A 20,025-nucleotide genomic window follows, 5' to 3' on the forward strand; every position below is an offset into this window, starting at 1 on the left:
CGACATCCCCAAAAATAAAATCCTCTACAAGTGAAAGAGCCCCAATAAAGGGGCTTTATTTTGATTCTAACTTTTCGTAGGCATCGATAATTCTCGCAACCAATGGATGACGAACTACATCTGATTGTTCGAGTTCAATAAATTGAATGCCTGATGTGTTTTTCAAGATATCACGCACTACCGCTAGGCCCGATTTCATCCCTTTTGGCAAATCCACTTGTGATATGTCACCTGTAATGACCATTTTCGACCCGAAACCAAGCCTTGTCAAAAACATCTTCATCTGGGCGGCAGTAGTATTCTGCGCTTCATCTAAAATGACAAATGCATCGTCTAATGTACGGCCCCGCATATACGCTAAGGGAGCAATTTCAATGGTCCCTCTTTCTATTAAGCGTTGGGTATGTTCAGAACCAAATACATCGTGCAGCGCATCATATAACGGGCGTAGATATGGGTCAACTTTCTCTTTCAAATCTCCTGGAAGAAAGCCCAGGCTCTCCCCAGCTTCTACAGCAGGGCGAGTCAGGATAATCCGTTTCACCTGACCATTTTTTAAAGCGGTAACAGCCATAACCACGGCTAAATAGGTTTTCCCGGTTCCCGCAGGACCAATACCGAAAACAAGATCTTTTTTCCTAATGGCAGAAACATACTGTCTTTGCCCTAATGTTTTAACTCGAATTGATTTACCTTTTACGTTCTTTGTTAGTTCTTCATCGTACAGTTCTTGGAAAGAATGCATTTTGTCTTCTTTAGCTAGTTGTATTGCATAGATGACATCTCTCTCACTGATTGTGATGCCTTTACGTATAACTTCTAGTAAATTCTGAATGACGCTATCCACCATTTCTACCTGTTTGACATCACCGGATACATTGACTGTTTCGCCGCGAGTCACAATGGATACATTCAATTCTTCTTCAATTCTCTTCAGGTTGACATCTTGGTTCCCAAAAAGAGCAATTGCTTCATTTGGATTATTTAGTTGTTGATTCATCATCACTAGTTCTTCTGACATTCATTAGTCTCCTTGAATAATTGGTTCGATTTTTACAATATTTTCAATGACTTGGTAATGTATATCTACACTTACTTTACCATTCTCCTTAGAGGTGCGCAAAACTTTTTCACCTTTTATCTCTGCATCTTCCCCCAGATTGGAAAGTACCTGATCTCTTCCTATCTCCAAAGCCTCCTCAATGACTTCCTCGTCATCGTATATTCGCTCCACAATTTCTTGTTCATGAACGGTTTTTCCTACATAGGAGAAGGGCATTTTCCACTTCCAGAAATAAAATGGCCGCTCGGCTTCATATTCCTTTTGCTGTTCGAAATTCTCTTGAAAGAAACCCCATACCGGAATTTTAACACTGCCTACTTTCAAATAGTGTTTATTATTTGCTTTCCCTGTCAAGACCGGGAGAGTGGTCTTGATTGGTACATCCACACTGGTAAGGTACCATGTTTCACCGAGGACCTCCCCTATAGCTGCTATTGACGTTTTATTATCTTCTCTTCCAATTAATCCTGAAACCAAGACTTGTCCTTTATCGACATAGTCATTTACCTGAACGAGTGGTTGTCCTTTTTCTACGTAAATTTTTGCAACCATTGCTTTTTTCTTTGCCACTAAACTTCTTGGGGATAATGATTCCAACTTTTCCGGTTCATTCTTCTCTACCACTTCGAAATGGTAGGATGTCCCATTTAAAACAACACCAATCCAAGTAATTTCACTTATTGTGTCCGTTAAATAGCGTTGAATACTTTCTACATCTTGAACGAAAAATTGAAACTTCCCTTTTTTGACACCCAGCTTGTCTAATTCTTGCATAATTTTATGTTCTGTAGCCGGCTCTGCTCCTTTGATTTCAATACTCCACACCATATTGGATAATAAAAAAACGGTAAGAAAAGCCGCTATAATCCCAAATATTAATCCACTGTTTTTAAGTGAATATTGAGTTAGAAAAGGCAACCCTTTTCTCGTAAGAAAACGGAATTTGCAATCCTGCTTTTTAATTAATTGCCTTAGCCTATGGACATCCTTTAGCAGCACATGGCATGTATATGCCTCTTCTCCCATCTTTTTCACATGCCAAACCTGTATGCCGTTTCTAGTGCAGTCATTGAGGAATCTCTCTACACCATTCCCATGAATAATAATTTTTACGGTACCAGAAAAAAAGTTCATCCATTGATTTTTCATGCGTATCCTCCTAATTTATTCTTCCAGGTACATCACTTGACTTATTTTCCCTTCAAGTAAGATTTCTTCTGGTAAGATGGTCCTGATCACAAAGGAATCTCCTTTAACAAGCAACTGCCCCTGCTTTAAAAGCAAGCGAATTTCCTTATCACTAAACGTTAATAAACCTCGGTGATTTTCAATATATATATGTATTTGTCCAATCATTGTAATCCTCGGCAGATCCATCATGACATCTGCGGGTAATTCCATATTGTTGGTGATCCAATTATTCATGCGGGAACGAAACTTCTTGAGCATGGAAAAACCCCCTTTCCTTTCATATGTATGAAGAAGGAAGAGGGTTTAATACAGAATTTTTCTGGCGGGAAAGAGTGAGGTGAGAATAAAAATAGTTGGGTAAAACCGCTCGGTCCCTATTGGCATAAAACATTAGTTGTTACTTAATCGCCGCTGTTCCTTTTCGCAAATGGCTTCGCTTTCCGCGGGACGGTGCTTGAGCCTCCTCGCTGCGCTGCGGGGTCTCAAGCTACCGTTACTCCCCCGCTGGAGTCTTCGCCATTTTCTCCAATCCACAGCTAGAAATTACGTAAAGATATGATTATGCCTTTTCAGATAACTCAATTAGGAGATTTTTAAACCCTAAATGAACGAAGTAACCTTGTTGATTGGAGTGGAAGGCGCGCAGACGCCCGCGGGAGGAAGGGACAGGGGAGACCCCCAGGCGCTAGCCGAGGAGGCTCCCGGACCGCCCGCAGGCAAGCGAAGCGCCTGGAACGGTAATCAACAAGATTTTTTGATTTCTAATCTACTAAAAAACCCCTGCACAAAGTTTCCTCTGTGCAGGGGTTTTCAAATTGATTATTTTCTTTTTGAAAAATGTTCTGTATAAACAGGACGATGTGGATTTCTTGAGCGCGGTTGGCCCAGAATCTCAGACCACATAACCCCTTCCACCACTCTGTTAGGCTTAATGTTGATTGGAGTGGAAGGCGCGCAGACGCCCGCGGGAGGAAGGGACAGGGGAGACCCCCAGGCGCTAGCCGAGGAGGCTCCCGGACCGCCCGCAGGCAAGCGAAGCGCCTGGAACGGTAATCAACAAGATTTTTTGATTTCTAATCTACTAAAAAACCCCTGCACAAAGTTTCCTCTGTGCAGGGGTTTTCAAATTGATTATTTTCTTTTTGAAAAATGTTCTGTATAAACAGGACGATGTGGATTTCTTGAGCGCGGTTGGCCCAGAATCTCAGACCACATAACCCCTTCCACCACTCTGTTAGGCTTAATGCGGTGACGGGAAGAAACAACTTTCCCTTCCGATAGTTGAAGTTCCTGTTTTAGGATCGGACTGTCCTTGGAGATCTCTTGTCCTTTAATGGACAACTCCTTTACCTCATCTTTCAATTGTTTCTGAATGGAGCTAGCTCGTTCTTTCTTTTGTTCTACCTTCTCTAGATACGGGTTCACTTTTTTCCGGACTTTTTGCTCCAGTTCTTCAAGTTTCCCTTCTCCAAAAATGTCAATATCCCAATCGAAACGAGGCTTATCTTCCCGCTTAGGGGTTGGCGCACTCTCCCGACGATAATCCTCATAATCTTCTTGCCTTTGAGATGATTGTGTGGCTGTTTGCTGACGTTGTCGTTGTTGTTGCCTTTGCTGTTGTTGCTTTTTCTGTTGTTCTTCTTGTTTCCCCCCTTTGAAAAGGGTAGAGAAAATACCAAGCAACACAAAAATTAGCCAAGGCGCCTGCTGTAGAATATCAAAAATCCATTCCATTTGAACATCATCCTCCCTTCCTTAAAAGGAGTGGCAGGAGAATAGTTCATTCTTCTCCTGCTTCGTTTATTCTTGCTTATTTTTCACCGTCTTCTGGCTGATCTGTCAGTTTGCCGATAGAATCTCTCATATCCGTATCAGCTGTAATATTTTTGATGTTCATATAATCCATTACTCCGATGTTACCAGAACGTAAAGCTTCTGCCATCGCAAGTGGTACTTCTGCTTCTGCTTCCACAACTTTTGCACGCATTTCTTCTACGCGAGCGCGCATTTCTTGTTCTTGCGCAACAGCCATTGCACGACGTTCTTCTGCTTTTGCTTGTGCAATCTTCTTATCTGCTTCCGCTTGGTCCGTTTGTAGTTCCGCACCAATATTTTTCCCGATATCAATGTCGGCAATATCAATAGATAAGATTTCGAACGCAGTACCTGCATCCAAACCTTTGGATAGGACTGTTTGAGAAATCATGTCAGGATTTTCAAGGACTTTCTTATGGTCTGTAGCAGAACCGATTGTACTTACAATACCTTCACCTACACGCGCGATAACCGTTTCCTCACCAGCACCACCGACAAGGCGTTCAATATTGGCACGAACCGTAATACGAGCTTTTGCTTTTACTTCAATTCCATCCATCGCTACACCGGCAATGAAAGGTGTCTCAATAACTTTAGGGTTAACGGACATTTGCACTGCTTCTAATACATCACGGCCTGCTAAATCAATCGCTGCCGCACGTTCGAAAGTCAATTCGATGTTTGCACGTTGTGCCGCAATAAGTGCGTTTACTACGCGGTCCACATTACCACCAGCTAAGTAGTGACTCTCTAATTGGTTTGTTGTAACCGCTAAACCTGCTTTATGCGCTTTAATTAACGGATTGATTACTCGACTAGGAATAACACGTCTTAATCTCATCCCTACAAGCGTGAAAATACTTACTCTAACCCCAGCTGCCAATGCGGAAATCCACAGCATAACTGGTACAAATGTAAGTAATACAGATAAAAAGATAATCCCAAGAACAACTGCTAATAAAATAATTAAAGTACCTGGATCCATAATAAAATTCCTCCTAAATATTATTCAACAGAATGGATTTCCCGTACGACAATACGAGAGCCTTCCGCTTTTACAATTTTCACTTTTTTGTTTGCTCCAATAAAGTTCCCCTCTGTGACAACATCAATTCTTTCTTCGTTGATAACAGCGGTTCCTGCAGGCCGCAGCGGTGTCATTGTGATTCCTTCTTGCCCCACCAATTCGATTCTGGATACATTTGAAACATATCCTTGCTCTGTATTGGTGGAATCACGGAGTACAATCCGATCAAACAATCGAATTTTCTTACCGAATACCGTAAATAACAATACCATGGCAATAATCGTTACAAGCATAGCAATCAATAAGGATAACCCCATTCCTGCAATATCATCTGTTGCCAAAAAGAAACTCGTCACTACAGCACCAAGGCCAAGTATTCCAAGTATTCCTCCCGGCACAAAGAGCTCTAGGACAATAAGCACGACTCCCACCGCAAATAGAATGATTGTTTCCATGCCGGCAAGCCCAGCCACCATATGTCCGTAAAAGAACAACAGTAAGGCACTAATACCCATTGCACCAGGAATGCCAAATCCCGGAGAATACAGCTCAAGTACTAACCCAAGCGAACCTATTGATAAAAGAATAGGAACAACAACAGGATTAGTCAAAAACCTTGCCACATTTTCGGCAAATGTAACTTCTGAAGTAACAACCTCGGCATCCTCATAGCCCAATTCACTTAACAGAGCTTCCAGATTGGCTACAGTTCCTTCTGAATATCCTACTTCAAGCGCCGAAGATGCTCCAAGCGTAACCAGATCACCTTTAGGTGCCTCAACTTCAGGAAGATTTAAATCTTTATCCGCCATTCCGATCGCATATTTAGGATCACGATCATTAGACTCTGCTGCATTTTGCATTTCTCTTAACCAAAAGGATTGAGCTTTATCTTCTGCCGCACTTCCATCACCTGTGATAACAGCCGCTGCTCCCATTGAAGCGTTCGGCGTCATGTAGATCTCATCAGCATACAAGGCCAAGTAAGCTCCTGCAGACAACGCCTGACTGTTAACAAAAGCAACTGTCGGAATAGAAGTCCCTTCGAATTTATTTGCTATCTCCGTGGCTGCATCCACCAATCCACCTGGTGTATGGATATCAAAGACAATTAAGTCCGCTCCATCCTCCTCAGCAGTTTGAATGGACCTGTTAACAAAAGAGAGTAAACCTTTCTCAACCGTGCCATTTACGGGGATAACATGAACAAGCTTCTCGGCACCGCTAGTGTGTGATGGTAAAAGCGGTAATGCCGATAAAATAAATGCAAGTATAAACGCTGTAACATAACTAATTCGAAGAACTTTTTTCATCATGTCCTCCTCTCCAAAACCTTTTCATTTTTTATAATCACCGTATCCAATATGTAATACGCACGAAAAACCTCAAAGTTTCACTATGGTGAATTTTTTTAAATGTAAGCTTAAAAGTGTGGCGGATATGTGAACAAAATGATTACGAAGGAAATGAAAGGGATTTGCTTTCACTTAAAAAATAGCACCTTACATAAGTAAGGTGCTATTTTGGGTTTTTATGAAAGATGTTGTTGTACAAGTTTGTTAACAAGGCTACCGTCCGCTTTGCCTTTAACTTTAGGCATAAGTGCTCCCATTACTTTGCCCATGTCAGCTTTCGAAGTAGCATTCACATCAGCAATTGTTTGTTGGACAATTGCTGATACTTCGTCTTCTGATAACTGCTCAGGCATATAATGTTCAACTATTGCAATTTCACCCTGTAATTTATGAACCAAGTCTTCACGACCGGCTTTATCAAATTCTTGGAGGGAGTCTTTACGTTGCTTTAATTCACGAGACAATACGGTAAGTTCTTCCTCCTCGGATAAGTCTCTGCCGTGCTTGATCGATTCGTTCTGAATCGAAGACTTAACCATTCGGAGTACGGAAAGCTTCTCTTTGTCCTTATCCTTCATAGCTTGCTTAATATCGGTATTTAAACGCTCGAGAAGACTCATTCTTACACCCTCTTGTTAAAATTTACGCTTTCTAGCAGCTTCAGACTTTTTCTTGCGTCTTACGCTTGGTTTTTCATAGAATTCACGCTTTCTTGCTTCTTGCAACGTTCCAGTCTTTGAAACTGAACGTTTGAAACGGCGAAGAGCATCTTCAAGCGATTCGTTTTTACGAACAACTGTTTTTGACATTCTAATTCCCTCCCTCCAGAACAACCACTAACATTTTCAGAAAAAACATGATCCCATAAATGCAAAAAAGCATGTATAGAACATGTACTTACCAATTATAATATATTCACTATAGCTGGTCAACAATTATAAGGAAATGCTTTAAAACAATCTTCATTAACTATTATTCCGATATAGGTTTATCACCTTAGAATCCTTGCCTGCCAACATGTATTGAGATCTTCCTAGATATAGGGGGATCGAAAGTTTATCCCAGTCAGGCAGCCCATTTTCCGCAAATAATCCTTTATCCTTGTAAAATCCGGTCATCTCCCCTACAAACCAGTCATGATCTCCATATGTCTGCTGATCCATCAATTTGCATTCATAGGCAATGTAGGCTTCTTTTAAAATAGGCGCCGAAACTGTTTTCCCTTGTTCGAATTCTATATTTAGTTCTTCGAATTTATTATGCTCTTTTCCTGTTAGCATGCCGGACTGCTGTATGTAATGCGCAAACTTTTCCGGCACAAAGTTTATCGCGAACTCTTTGGAGTGTTGTATTAAGTGATGTGTATATCTTTCTTTTGCAATGGCCACTCCATAAATAGGCGGTTCATATGAAATGTAACTATGCCAACCTGCAGCCATTATATTTTGTTCTCCATTCCATTTTGCTGTGACTAAAGCCACCATGCCTGGGTAGCTATGCATAACAGTATTTGTTGTCCATTCCCTCATGTATGTAATCTCCCCTCTTCTTTTCTAGTCATTCTTGTCCACCACCAGCATATATTGTGATAGAGGTGATGGGCTTGTTTTCTATTATAACGTTAATGGCTGTTTACTTAGCGATTTTTTTAATTGGAATGACCGTTATGAGATCAGGGCTCCTTCAATTGTCCGAAGAGAGAACTAAAGGATATCTCACCAAGTTCACAGATATGCCCTGGAAAGGCCTGTTGATTGGAATATTCATCACTGGACTATTGCAGAGCAGTTCTGCTGTCATGGTTATTACTGTCGGTCTGGTAGCTGCAGGCTACCTAACCTTTTATCAGTCCATCGGCATTATGCTCGGCAGCAATATCGGATCTACTTTTATTACAGAGCTCATAACTATAGATATTTCACAGCTTATTTTCCCCATGCTCATTATCGGATTTATTTTTTTGTTTTCTAAAAAGAAATTGCCCTTCAGTTTTGGTTCTAGCTTGTTCGGGCTTGGCTGTTTGTTTGTCGCTATGAATGGATTTGAGTCCCTCGCTATACCTTTGGCAGGATTTCCATCTGTTCAGGATATGCTTGCGATGACCAATGATCACCATCTATTTGGGGTAGGTATCGGAACGCTACTTACAGCAATCATCCAATCGAGCTCCGCCACTACAGGTATCAGCATGAGCTTCTTAAATAATGATTTGTTATCTCTTCCTGCAGGGATTGCGATTATGCTTGGGGCTAATATCGGAACTTGTGTGACTGCGTATTTAGCTAGTATTGGTTCGATTCGCGAGGCTAAGTTAACCGCGTATGCGCATATATGGTTGAATGTGATTGGGGTTGCGGTGTTTTTCCCTTTGATTCCTTGGCTGGGCGGGTTTGTAGAGTTGCTCGCTTCCAGTGCTGATGTACAGCTTGCTCATTCGAGTTTGATTTTCAATGTAATAAGTTCCGCTTTGGCGTTGCCGTTTGTGCGGCCTTTTGCAAGGTTTGTGGAGAGGTTGCATGGGTGATAGCGTTGTTGAGGAGACTGGTGGGTCTTGTGGTCCGGTGGTTTCCTGCCGGAGCAAGCGGGGAGGGTCATCTTCGACCGTTTGATTAGGTTTGCTTGCTGTTCGGGCGTTGAGAGGCGTTCTCTACTTCCGTTTGATCAGACTTGTTGCCGGGTCGGGCGTTGAGAGGCGTTTTCTACTACCGTTTGATCAGACTTGTTGCCGGGTCGGGCGTTGAAAGGCTCTCTCTATGACCGTTTGATGAGATTTGCTTGCTGTTCAGGCGTTGAGAAGCGCTCTCTACTTCCGTTTGATGAGATTTGCTGCCTGTTCAGGCGTTAAATTTCCTATTTTTTCCTTCTATACGACTATTTTCCAGAGTTGGTGACCTATTCGGGTTTATAGAACCGTTCTATAAGACCGTTTGCAATTTTTCGCTTCCTGTTCGGGCGTATAGAGCCGTCCTATACGACCGTTTCCCAGAATTTGCTCCGCGTTCGGGCATATAGAGCCGTCCTATACGACTTTTAAGGCAAAACGGTTCTGTGTTCGGGCATATAGAATCCTTTTATTCCCTTTTTGATAGTCTTCCCCAATACAATGTCAACCTTCTGCCCACACTAGAACAAAAAAAAGCACTCCCTCAAGCATAAATTGCTTAAGAGAGTACTTTTCGCATATCCTAGTAATCCGTATCAGCAGTTAATCCTTTAACAATAGCGATACCAGAGCTTGCTCCGATACGTGTCGCTCCAGCTGCGATCATTTCTTCCGCACCTTTTGCATCACGAACTCCACCGGAAGCTTTTACTCCAATTTCAGGTCCTACGGTTTGTCTCATTAGAGCGATGTCTGCAACAGTTGCTCCACCTGTTGAGAAACCAGTAGAAGTTTTCACATAGTCAGCTCCAGCTTTTACAGCCAACTGGCATGCTCTTACTTTTTCTTCGTTAGTTAACAGGCAAGTTTCGATGATGACTTTAGTTAAAGCGCGACCTTTTGCGGCGTCTACAACTGCACGAATGTCTCTTTCTACTAGCTCATCGTCACCGTCTTTAAGTGCGCTAATGTTGATAACCATGTCCACTTCAGTGGCACCGTTCTCAATCGCATTAGTCGTTTCGAATGCTTTTACTTCAGGAGTGTTTGCTCCCAGAGGGAAACCAATTACTGTACAAACTTTTACATTGCTACCTTCTAAAAGCTCTGCAGATGTTTTTACCCAAGTCGGGTTAACACACACAGACGCAAAGTTATATTCTCTCGCTTCTTGGCATAGTACTTCTACTTGTTCTTTTTTTGTATCGGCTTTCAATAATGTATGATCAATCATTTCTCCAATGTTTGTATGCATGTTAATACTCCTTTCGAATTAAGAGGTCTGACCTCTCACATCATAACATGATTTCATTATTTTGGCGAGTACCATGTTAGTATTGCCTGTAACTTTTTCTTCACAACAAAAAAGTGACTCCATAATTATGGAATCACTCTCTACTAATTCTTATGAACTTAAACGAATATTCTCTTCTTCAAGTCGTGGCGCATCTTCAAGAACGCGAACGAATTGCCCATCGTTGAAAGGATATCCAGCTTTAGTAATTTTTACTTTAACAAGCTTTCCGACCATTTCTTCCGTTGCAGGGAAAACAACTTTTAGATAGTTGTCTGTGTAGCCTACATATAAGCCTTGGTCTGGTGCTTCTTTGTAGATTTCTTCTGGGATGACTTCTAACACTTCGTCTTCAAAAGTGGAAGCATATTCTTTTGCCAGTTGATCAGAAAGTGCAATTAGGCGATGAACTCGTTCATTTTTCACTTCTTCATCCACTTGGTCCGTCATTCTTGCAGCTGGTGTTCCTGTACGCTTGGAATAAGGGAATACATGCAGCTCGGAAAATTTATGTTCTTTTATGAAGTTGTAAGTTTCCAAGAACTCTTCTTCTGTTTCACCAGGGAATCCAACGATGACATCAGAAGTAATCGCAAGTCCAGGTAAAGCTTCTTTCAATCGGTCCAAACGCTCTGCGAAGAATTCCATCGTATATTTACGACGCATTCTTTTCAAAACAGTGTTGGAAGCGGATTGGATTGGAATATGCAAATGACGGACAATTTTATCGGAATTGTTCAGTACTTCAATAACCTCATCCGTGATTTGGCTCGCTTCAATGGAGGAGATACGGATACGCTTTAAGCCTTTTACTTTTTCATCCAATTCACGAAGAAGCATGGCAAAGTTGTAATCCTTCATGTCTTCGCCATAACCGCCGGTGTGAATTCCAGTCAACACAATTTCTTTATATCCTGCATCAACTAATTGTTGTGCTTGTGTGACAACTTCTTGCGGATCACGGGAACGCATTAGTCCTCGAGCCCAAGGGATGATACAGAAAGTACAGAAATTATTGCAACCTTCCTGAATCTTTAAGGAAGCACGTGTGCGGTCCGTAAATGCCGGTACGTCCAACTCTTCATAGACACGAGCCTTCATGATGTTTCCTACGCCATTAATTGGTTGGCGCTCTTGTTTGAACTGCTCGATATACTCAAGCATTTTCACGCGGTCCTGTGTTCCTACAACTACATCGACTCCAGGAATCGCCATGATTTCTGCAGGAGAAGTTTGTGCGTAACATCCAGTTACACAAATAACAGCGTCAGGATTTTTACGGATCGCACGACGGATCACCTGACGACTCTTTTTATCTCCTGTATTTGTAACGGTACAGGTATTGATGACATACACATCTGCCGTACCTTCGAATTCTGTACGTTCATAATTATTTGCTTTGAAAAGCTGCCAGATCGCTTCTGTTTCATAATGGTTCACTTTACACCCTAGTGTGTGAAAGGCAACAGTTGGCATGTTTTCCACCTCACATTAATTCAAAATGATACGAAATCGCGGCAAGCACATAAAGCGGTGCCGTTTCCGTTCTTAATATTCTTGGCCCAAGCGCGCAAGGAACAAAGCCATGTTCCACCAATTTATCGACCTCTTTTTCGGTGAGGCCTCCTTCAGGACCGAACACACAAAGAATCGATTCCCCTTGCTTCATGCTTTTTAGGGTGTTTGCAAATGCAGAACTTTCCCCATCCTTTGCACTCTCTTCATAGGCGACAATTTTATAGGTATAGTCTTTGCTCTTCTCTATAAGTTTGGCTAGTGTAGCAGGTTCCTCTACTACTGGCACCATCGAACGATGAGACTGCTCCGCTGCTTCCTTGGCAATCTTATTCCAACGTTCTACTTTCTTTCGGCCCTTCTTTTCGTCCCACTTTACAATCGAACGAGCAGCATTAAAAGGGATAAACGACTCTGCTCCGAGTTCTGTTCCCTTTTGTATTACTAACTCCAATTTATCCCCTTTAGGCAACCCGTTCGCAATCGTAACACGAACCGGAATTTCCGTTTCAGCCTTTATCCATTCTACAATATCTGTTACTACCATATCATTGGTAATTTCAGCAATTTTGCAAAGAGCTGTTTGCCTAGTTTCCGAACAGCTGCATAGGAGTTGATCGTCCTCGTTCATCCTCATAACCCGTGTGATATGATGAACATCTTCACCTGTTATGGTGATGGATGATTCATCTATTTGATTGGAGTTAACAAAATAACGTTGCACGATCTTCAACCTCGCTTATTCTTCTTTTTTGGCGATAAATGCTACCCAGTCTTCCATCATCATCGTTTCTTCAATCTTGAAACCTGATTTGATGAGGGCGTCTTTTACTTCTTGTTTTTTCATGCTGATGATTCCAGAAGAAATGAATGTCCCTCCGTTTTCCAACACGCGATACACATCATCGGTAAAACGGACGATAACTTCTGCCAAAATATTGGCAACCACCACGTCAACTGGGCCTTCTACATTTTTAAGCAAGTTGTTCTGTTTCACCGTCACTGTTGGATGTACTTTGTTGAGTTTGATATTAAGTTTAGCAGACTCCACTGCTACATCATCCAAATCCAGAGCAAGTACTTCCTTTGCATCTAGCATGGCTGCTGCAATACTTAAAACTCCAGAACCTGTACCTACATCAATGACTTTATCTTGAGGCTTGACCGTTCTTTCAATTGCTTGAATACAAAGCACTGTTGTTGGATGGGTACCTGTACCGAATGCCATTCCCGGGTCAAGTTCAATAATCTTTTCATCGGAGCTAACTGGTTCATACGTTTCCCAAGTTGGAACGATTGTGAACTTCTCAGAAATTTTCACAGGGTTGTAATATTTTTTCCATGCAGTTGCCCATTCTTCTTCGTTCACTTCACTGATGGAGATGTTGTTCAACCCTAGGTCGATATCATAGACCAAAAGATTATTGATTGCATCCTTTATACCTTCCACTGTTTCCCCTAAAAAGCTGTTCACAGGAAGGTAAGCTTTCATTACAACGCCTTCTTCTGGGTAATCATCTGGATTGAGTTGGTATATCTCTCCGAATTGATCTTCTCTTTCCTTAGTAAGTTCGAATGGATCCTCTATAACCACTCCACTAGCGCCTGCCTCATGAAGAATATGGGATATTGGTTCCACCGCCTCATTTGTTGTATGGATACTAATTTCTGACCATTTCATACATACCAACTCCAATCCTAGCTTACTGAAAGCTATTGATACTTTTTATTCACCTTTTAGGACACGTTTCACTTTTGAGAAAAAGCTATCTTCTTGTTCGTCCGGAGCTTGCCCGCTAGTTTCTGCAAATTCACGGATTAATTGTTTCTGTTTTTCTGAAAGTTTTGTAGGGGTGATCACTCTGATCTTGATGTGTTGATCCCCTTGACCATAACCACGAACATTGGCAATTCCCTTTCCTTTTAAGCGGAAGTTAGTGCCAGTTTGTGTTCCAGCCGGTACTTTTAGCTTCACTTTACCATGCAGCGTTGGAACTTCTACTTCATCCCCAAGTGCTGCTTGTGCAAATGTAATCGGCATTTCGCAGTATACATCATCGCCGTCACGCTCGAAGAATTCGTGTCTGCGTACATGGAATACTACATATAAGTCTCCAGCAGGTCCGCCGTTCACTCCAGCTTCCCCTTTACCTGCTACGCGCAATTGTTGTCCTTCGTCCACACCAGCAGGTATGTTGACTTTAATGGTATTGCGTTTTTTCACACGGCCCGCACCATGACATGTTGTACATTTGTTAGGGATGGATTTCCCGGAGCCGTTACATTTCGAACAGGTTCTTCTGTTAACAATTCGACCGAATGGCGTGTTCTGTTCTACGCTCTCTTGTCCAGTTCCACGACATTGAGAACATGTTTCCACTTTTGTACCAGGTTTAGCGCCTGTTCCTGAACATGTATCACATGTTTCTTCCACAGGGATTTCAATGGTTGTTTCTTTTCCGAATGCTGCTTCTTCAAAAGAAAGCGTCATTGTATATTGAAGATCTGCCCCTTGTCTTGGAGCGTTTGGATCACGACGTCTACGTCCGCCGCCTTGACCGCCGAAAAATGTTTCAAAGATATCTTCAAAGCCGAAGCCGCCGTCAAATCCACCACCGCCTCCGAATCCTTGGTTAGGATCAGTATGTCCAAATTGGTCATAGTGCGCTTTCTTTTGGTCGTCACTTAGTACTTCGTAAGCTTCTTTGATTTCTTTAAATTTGTCCGCTGCATCGTCTGCTTTATTGATGTCCGGATGGTATTGTTTGGATAGCTTTCTGTAAGCTTTCTTTATTTCATCTTTCGACGCGCTTTTACTGACGCCAAGCACTTCATAGTAATCGCGTTTACTCATTAAATACCCACTCCCGTTTCATTCACATAAAGGTTATTGTATCACCTGAAAGAGGGAAAAAGCAATAAAAGTTATGGCTCTTACCCTCTGTCTGGTTGTTCTCCTTGTTGCCTTTCGTTCCAGATGTTCGCTTTCCTAGGGGCGGTGCTTGAGCCTCCTCACTTCGTTGCGGGGTCTCAAGCTACCGCTATCTCCCTCAGGAGTCTCACATCTTGCACTACAGGCAACAAGGGGTTATCCCATTACATAAAAAGAAAGCCAAAGCCATGGCTTCGACTTTCTTTTTATCTTTATCAGAAAAGCCCTAGGACTTTATCTTACTTTTTATCGTCGTTTACTTCTTCGTATTCTGCGTCGACTACGTTGTCGTCGTTGTTCGCAGCGCCTTCTGCTCCTTGAGCCGCTTGTTGTGCTTGTGCAGCTTGCTCGTATAGCTTCATGGAGATTTGTTGAACGATTTCTTGAAGAGCATCCTTCTTCGTGCGAATTTCTTCAAGGTCGCCTTTTTCGATCGCAGCTTTTAATTCTTCTTTAGCGTCTTCTGCTTTTTTCACTTCTGCTTCTTCCACTTTACCTTCTACTTCTTTAAGTGTTTTTTCAGTTGTGAATACAAGCTGATCTGCTTCGTTGCGTAATTCTACTTCTTCTTTACGCTTTTTGTCAGCATCCGCATTCTCTTCCGCTTCTTGAACCATGCGGTTGATTTCGTCCTCGGATAGACCAGAAGAAGATTTGATTGTGATTGCTTGCTCTTTGTTTGTTCCAAGGTCTTTCGCACGAACGTTTACGATACCGTTTTTGTCGATGTCAAAAGATACCTCAATTTGTGGCACGCCACGTGGTGCTGGCGGGATATCCGTCAATTGGAAACGACCTAATGTTTTGTTGTCGCTTGCCATTGGACGCTCACCTTGAAGAACGTGAATGTCTACCGCTGTTTGGTTGTCAGCAGCTGTTGAGAACACTTGAGACTTACTTGTAGGAATCGTGGTGTTTCTTTCAATAAGCTTTGTGAACACGCTGCCCATTGTTTCAATTCCTAAAGAAAGTGGTGTTACGTCAAGAAGTACTACGTCTTTCACGTCACCTGTTAAAACTCCACCTTGGATTGCTGCACCTAGAGCAACTACTTCATCCGGGTTAACCCCTTTGTGTGGGTCTTTACCAGTTTCTTTTTTGATCGCATCTTGTACGGCAGGAATACGAGTAGATCCACCTACAAGGATAACTTTGTCAAGTTCTGAAGCAGAGATTCCTGCATCTTGCAATGCTTGACGAACAGGTCCCATAGTACGTTCTACAAGTCCAGCAGTAAGATCATCAAATTTCGCACGAGACATGCTTACTTCTAAGTGAAGTGGTCCAGCTTCTCCAGCTGTGATGAATGGTAGAGAAATTTGAGTGTTTGTTACACCAGAAAGGTCTTTTTTCGCTTTTTCTGCTGCATCTTTCAAGCGTTGTAATGCCATTTTATCTTTAGAAAGATCAATGCCGTTCTCTTTTTTGAATTCCGCTACAAGGTAGTCAATGATCACTTGGTCAAAGTCATCTCCACCAAGACGGTTGTCACCAGCTGTAGAACGTACTTCGAATACGCCATCTCCAAGCTCTAGTACAGAAACGTCAAACGTTCCGCCACCAAGGTCATAAACAAGGATCGTTTGATCTTCGTCCATTTTATCAAGACCGTATGCTAAAGCTGCAGCAGTTGGCTCGTTGATAATACGCTCTACTTCAAGGCCAGCAATTTTACCAGCATCTTTTGTTGCTTGACGCTCAGCATCATTGAAGTATGCAGGAACGGTGATAACAGCTTTTGTAACTGTTTCTCCAAGATATTCTTCTGCATAACCTTTTAAGTGTTGAAGGATGATGGCAGAAACTTCTTGTGGAGAGTATTCTTTTCCTTCCACTTCTACTTTGTAGTCTGTACCCATGTGACGCTTAACAGACATGATAGTGTTAGGGTTTGTGATGGATTGGCGTTTTGCCACTTCTCCCACTTGGCGCTCGCCGTTTTTGAAAGCAACAACAGATGGAGTTGTTCTGTTACCTTCTGGGTTAGGGATTACTTTTGGTTCGCCGCCTTCAAGCACAGCTACACATGAGTTTGTTGTACCTAAGTCAATACCGATGATTTTACTCATTTTGTTTTTCCTCCTATTGCAACTTACATTAATATGTAGTTTTTTATATATTACATTCACAGTTGATTTCCGTTGCAGGCACTTTCCGCGGGGCGACCTTGAGCCTCCTCGCTCCGCTGCGGGGTCTCAACATTGTCGCTACTCCCCCGCAGGAGTTTCGTGCCTTCCACTACAATCAACAAGTTATTGCTTTACTTTTACCATAGATGGTCGGATGACGCGGTCTTTTAGCTTATACCCTTTTTGGAACTCTTCCAAAACGGTGTTGGATTCTGCATCTCCCTCTTCCACCTGCATGACTGCTTGGTGTAGGTGTGGATCGAATGACTGTCCAACTGCTTCGATGGATTCTAATCCTTCTGATTTAAGTGCTTCCACTAATTGACGGTGCACCATTTCCATGCCTTGTAAAAATGTTTTGATTTTCTCATCCTCTGATTCTACTTTAAGCGCACGCTCAAAGTTATCAAGAGCAGGAAGTATATCTGTAACAAGATTTTGTGCACGGTATTTCTGTGCAGCCTCTTGGTCAAGTCTCACACGACGACGGTAGTTATCAAAATCCGCTTGTAAGCGAAGTAGGCGGTTTTCCGACTCCTCAAGCTTAGCTTCTAATTTAGAAATTTTTTGTTGTTCTGCAGAAACTTCTACTTCTTCAACTGTTTCCGTCGTTTCTTCTGTTTCCTCTGTTGATACTTCTTCATTTTCAACTGTTGCTTGTTCGTTGTTCTCGTTTACCAATGGTTTCACCTCCCTTAAAGTGTAAAAAACATGATGTTTTTGCATGGTGATAGGACGGAGCAAGAACTCCATCCCCTAACAATATTTCCATGCTCAGTCTTTTTGATACAGTTTATTGACCGCCTGTGAAAGGTCGGAACTGACAAGTTGCAAGAGACTGACGACACGGGAATATTCCATTCTGGTTGGACCGAGCAATGCGATGGTTCCAAGCTGTTCTGGTCCGATGGAATAACTTGCTGAAATAATACTGCAGCCCTCCATACCAGGAATGTTATTTTCACTACCTATCTTTATATGGATGCCAGCTTCTTTAGCACGAATATGCTGAGACAGGTCCTTGCCTTGGTCTATTAGTAACATCAATGAACGAATCTTGTTGATATCATTGAATTCGGGTTGGGCAAGCATGTTCGTCTTGCCACCAAAAAACACTTTATCCTTTTCCTCCATATAGAGAGTAGAACTCAAGGATTGCAGTATATTTTCGTAGTTCCCAATATGAGACCTTAACAGAGTTGCCACTTCTTTGTAAAGCTTATTGATAAGCTCTGAGAGGGGCACTCCGACTAAACGTTCATTTAAGATGTTGACCATTTTTTGTATATCAGATGAGTCCATGGTGGCAGGAAAAGAAAACATTCGGTTTTCCACATGGCCGGTATCCGTTACAATGATGGCAACTGCCTGTTCCGCATTTATCGGGATGATTTGCAGGTTTTTAAGCCTATGATCCCTTACACCAGGTCCAAGGACAATGGATGTGTATTTAGTCAAATCAGAAAGAATTTGCGCTGATTTTTGAACAGTTTTCTCTAATTCATATATTTGCTCGCGAAAGATGGATTTAATTTCAAAAACATCCCTCTTTGTCAGCCTTTCGGGAGAAAGCAGGTGATCGACATAATAGCGATACCCTTTTTCTGACGGAACTCTTCCTGAGGAAGTATGTGTCTTTTCAATAAATCCTAAATCCTCCAAATCTGCCATCTCATTTCGGATAGTGGCTGAACTGAACGAAATTTCATCTTTCTTCGAGAGCGTTCTGGAGCCAACAGGTTGTGCAGATCGGATAAAGTCGTCAATTATAACTTGCAAGACTAACAACTGTCGTTCTGTAAGCACTCAGCATCACCTCTGTTAGCACTCCTATTCATCGAGTGCTAATTCTATAAATAAATTACCAAATACCTATTCACATGTCAATCAGATCGCACCAATAAAAGCTTGAAAAACTTCATTACCAAGAAATTTTCCTTTTCTCGTCAGACGAATATGATCGTTATCATGTTCTAGAAGACCTTTTTCAAGATTTTCAGCAATTGGAGCTTGGAAGATGGTCAGCAGATTTTCTTGAAACTTTCTATAAAATGTTGAGCAAGAGACTCCCTGATTTTTTCTAAGCCCTAGGAACATTTCTTCTTCCATTTTTTCTGTCTTCGTTACCGTATGTTCTTCTTTATAAGGAAACATCGTTTCTTCTATTGCGTCCATATACTTTTTCAACGGCCCGTGGTTAGCAATTCGCACACCATCTAGATATCCGTGTGCCCCCGCTCCGATGCCATAATAGGACTCATTGTCCCAATACGTAAGATTATGTTTGCTTTCAAAGCCCGTTTTTGCAAAGTTGGATATTTCGTATTGCTGATAGCCGTTTTTCGCCATCTCATCCAATAACACCTCATACATTTCCGCTTCTTCTTCTTGAGTCGGTAAAGGGAGCTTACCTTTGTTCATGAGATTATAAAAAACCGTTTTTGGTTCAATAATTAAGGAATAGGCAGAATAGTGTTCCATCTCTAAGGAAAAAGCTGTGTGCAAGGTGTCCTTGAAGTCAGCCACTGTTTGATCTGGAAGGCTATAAATTAAATCGATGCTGATGTTTTCAAATCCAGCTTCTCTCGCATGTTCGAGGGACTTAAAGACATCTGCTTTTCTATGAGACCTACCAATTCTTTTCAAAAGGTCATCATTAAAGCTTTGCACACCAAAACTAAGCCTGTTGACCCCGCCTTCTTTTAGTAGGCGAAGTTTTTCGAGTGAAAGGTCACCAGGATTGGCTTCAAATGTGTACTCCATTTCTGGTTTAACCGGAAAATGCCTCTGAACTGAATCTAGCAAGTAGGCTAGTTGCTTTTCATTTAATGCAGTAGGCGTTCCCCCGCCAACAAAAATGGTTTGAAGAGCTGTAGCAGGGTGTTTTTCTAACGTATTCTTCATTTCTGTTTCCATATATGCCAAGTATTCATCAACTGGTTGGTTTTTTAGGAATACTTTGTTGAAATCACAATAGTGACAAATGTGTTCACAAAATGGGATATGGATATAGGCTGATTTAATCATAAGATCACACTTTCGTTTGTTTACTTCGTACCTTTTAGCATAACACATGTGGCGCATGTATGAAAAAATACCGCA

At 41.9% G+C, this 20,025-nt stretch carries 20 protein-coding genes; 2 read left to right on the top strand and 18 right to left on the bottom strand.

The features are described 5' to 3' along the window. Window positions 1-55 precede the first annotated feature (55 nt). The 3 genes from LC091_RS02470 to yqfC are packed head-to-tail and all read right to left on the bottom strand — an operon-like array spanning window position 56 to window position 2,512. Window positions 56-1,021 carry a PhoH family protein gene (locus LC091_RS02470; protein ID WP_168864381.1) on the bottom strand — a complete coding sequence of 322 codons (966 nt, stop codon included), beginning with the start codon at window positions 1,019-1,021 and terminating at the stop codon, window positions 56-58. Between the two features lie 3 nt (window positions 1,022-1,024). Further along, window positions 1,025-2,212 carry a sporulation protein YqfD gene (yqfD, locus tag LC091_RS02475; protein WP_226680132.1) on the bottom strand — a complete coding sequence of 396 codons (1,188 nt, stop codon included), beginning with the start codon at window positions 2,210-2,212 and terminating at the stop codon, window positions 1,025-1,027. A 15-nt stretch (window positions 2,213-2,227) separates the two neighbouring features. Continuing rightward, complete coding sequence (gene yqfC, locus LC091_RS02480; protein WP_010196237.1) at window positions 2,228-2,512, bottom strand: sporulation protein YqfC; 285 nt, start codon at window positions 2,510-2,512, stop codon at window positions 2,228-2,230. A gap of 346 nt (window positions 2,513-2,858) precedes the next feature. On the opposite strand from yqfC, the gene LC091_RS02485 reads away from it, so the two are divergent. Next, entirely contained in the window at window positions 2,859-3,104 is a 246-nt protein-coding gene (locus tag LC091_RS02485) for a hypothetical protein (RefSeq protein ID WP_226680133.1), read from the top strand. A 281-nt stretch (window positions 3,105-3,385) separates the two neighbouring features. Here the strand turns inward: LC091_RS02485 and LC091_RS02490 are convergent, their stop codons facing one another. The 6 genes from LC091_RS02490 to LC091_RS02515 all read right to left on the bottom strand — a co-directional run bounded on the left by LC091_RS02490 (window position 3,386) and on the right by LC091_RS02515 (window position 7,980). Further along, window positions 3,386-3,988 (bottom strand): hypothetical protein, encoded by a 603-nt coding sequence (locus tag LC091_RS02490; RefSeq protein ID WP_226680134.1) that lies wholly within the window; start codon window positions 3,986-3,988, stop codon window positions 3,386-3,388. A 76-nt stretch (window positions 3,989-4,064) separates the two neighbouring features. Next, complete coding sequence (gene floA, locus LC091_RS02495) at window positions 4,065-5,054, bottom strand: flotillin-like protein FloA (RefSeq protein WP_226680135.1); 990 nt, start codon at window positions 5,052-5,054, stop codon at window positions 4,065-4,067. Between the two features lie 20 nt (window positions 5,055-5,074). Beyond that, on the bottom strand, window positions 5,075-6,412 hold the full coding sequence (locus LC091_RS02500) for an NfeD family protein (RefSeq protein ID WP_404819647.1): 1,338 nt from the start codon (window positions 6,410-6,412) through the stop codon (window positions 5,075-5,077). Window positions 6,413-6,627: 215 nt separating this feature from the next. Then, window positions 6,628-7,071, bottom strand: coding sequence for a GatB/YqeY domain-containing protein (locus tag LC091_RS02505; protein WP_226680136.1), 444 nt, complete (start codon window positions 7,069-7,071; stop codon window positions 6,628-6,630). A gap of 15 nt (window positions 7,072-7,086) precedes the next feature. Then, window positions 7,087-7,260, bottom strand: a complete 174-nt coding sequence (gene rpsU / locus LC091_RS02510; RefSeq protein ID WP_010196218.1) for a 30S ribosomal protein S21 — start codon at window positions 7,258-7,260, stop codon at window positions 7,087-7,089. Between the two features lie 156 nt (window positions 7,261-7,416). After that, window positions 7,417-7,980: a flavin reductase family protein gene (locus tag LC091_RS02515; protein WP_226680137.1), complete on the bottom strand. Its 564-nt coding sequence runs from the start codon at window positions 7,978-7,980 to the stop codon at window positions 7,417-7,419. Window positions 7,981-8,048: 68 nt separating this feature from the next. Here LC091_RS02515 and LC091_RS02520 point away from each other — a divergent pair, with 68 nt between their 5' ends. Continuing rightward, window positions 8,049-8,975, top strand: a complete 927-nt coding sequence (locus LC091_RS02520) for a Na/Pi symporter (RefSeq protein WP_226680138.1) — start codon at window positions 8,049-8,051, stop codon at window positions 8,973-8,975. Window positions 8,976-9,636: 661 nt separating this feature from the next. Here the strand turns inward: LC091_RS02520 and deoC are convergent. From deoC to hemW, 9 genes are all read right to left on the bottom strand, one after another. Then, on the bottom strand, window positions 9,637-10,308 hold the full coding sequence (gene deoC / locus LC091_RS02525; protein WP_148987651.1) for a deoxyribose-phosphate aldolase: 672 nt from the start codon (window positions 10,306-10,308) through the stop codon (window positions 9,637-9,639). 150 nt (window positions 10,309-10,458) lie between these two features. Continuing rightward, complete coding sequence (gene mtaB, locus LC091_RS02530) at window positions 10,459-11,823, bottom strand: tRNA (N(6)-L-threonylcarbamoyladenosine(37)-C(2))-methylthiotransferase MtaB (protein WP_226680139.1); 1,365 nt, start codon at window positions 11,821-11,823, stop codon at window positions 10,459-10,461. Window positions 11,824-11,833: 10 nt separating this feature from the next. Further along, window positions 11,834-12,586, bottom strand: coding sequence for a 16S rRNA (uracil(1498)-N(3))-methyltransferase (locus LC091_RS02535; protein ID WP_226680140.1), 753 nt, complete (start codon window positions 12,584-12,586; stop codon window positions 11,834-11,836). A 15-nt stretch (window positions 12,587-12,601) separates the two neighbouring features. Next, a complete protein-coding gene (gene prmA / locus LC091_RS02540; RefSeq protein WP_010196205.1) occupies window positions 12,602-13,543 on the bottom strand; it encodes a 50S ribosomal protein L11 methyltransferase in 942 nt (313 codons plus the stop codon). Window positions 13,544-13,588: 45 nt separating this feature from the next. Further along, complete coding sequence (dnaJ, locus tag LC091_RS02545; protein WP_226680141.1) at window positions 13,589-14,716, bottom strand: molecular chaperone DnaJ; 1,128 nt, start codon at window positions 14,714-14,716, stop codon at window positions 13,589-13,591. A gap of 317 nt (window positions 14,717-15,033) precedes the next feature. Further along, window positions 15,034-16,863, bottom strand: coding sequence for a molecular chaperone DnaK (gene dnaK, locus LC091_RS02550; RefSeq protein WP_226680142.1), 1,830 nt, complete (start codon window positions 16,861-16,863; stop codon window positions 15,034-15,036). Between the two features lie 183 nt (window positions 16,864-17,046). After that, the gene (gene grpE / locus LC091_RS02555) at window positions 17,047-17,649 is read right to left on the bottom strand and encodes a nucleotide exchange factor GrpE (protein ID WP_226680486.1); all 603 of its coding nucleotides are present in this window, start codon (window positions 17,647-17,649) and stop codon (window positions 17,047-17,049) included. Between the two features lie 48 nt (window positions 17,650-17,697). Continuing rightward, window positions 17,698-18,729 carry a heat-inducible transcriptional repressor HrcA gene (gene hrcA, locus LC091_RS02560; protein ID WP_226680143.1) on the bottom strand — a complete coding sequence of 344 codons (1,032 nt, stop codon included), beginning with the start codon at window positions 18,727-18,729 and terminating at the stop codon, window positions 17,698-17,700. A gap of 81 nt (window positions 18,730-18,810) precedes the next feature. After that, entirely contained in the window at window positions 18,811-19,950 is a 1,140-nt protein-coding gene (gene hemW / locus LC091_RS02565; protein ID WP_226680144.1) for a radical SAM family heme chaperone HemW, read from the bottom strand. Window positions 19,951-20,025: the final 75 nt, after the last annotated feature.

Origin of the sequence: Sutcliffiella horikoshii, from assembly GCF_020524325.1 — a bacterium.
Lineage (GTDB): Bacteria > Bacillota > Bacilli > Bacillales > Bacillaceae_I > Sutcliffiella_A > Sutcliffiella_A horikoshii_D.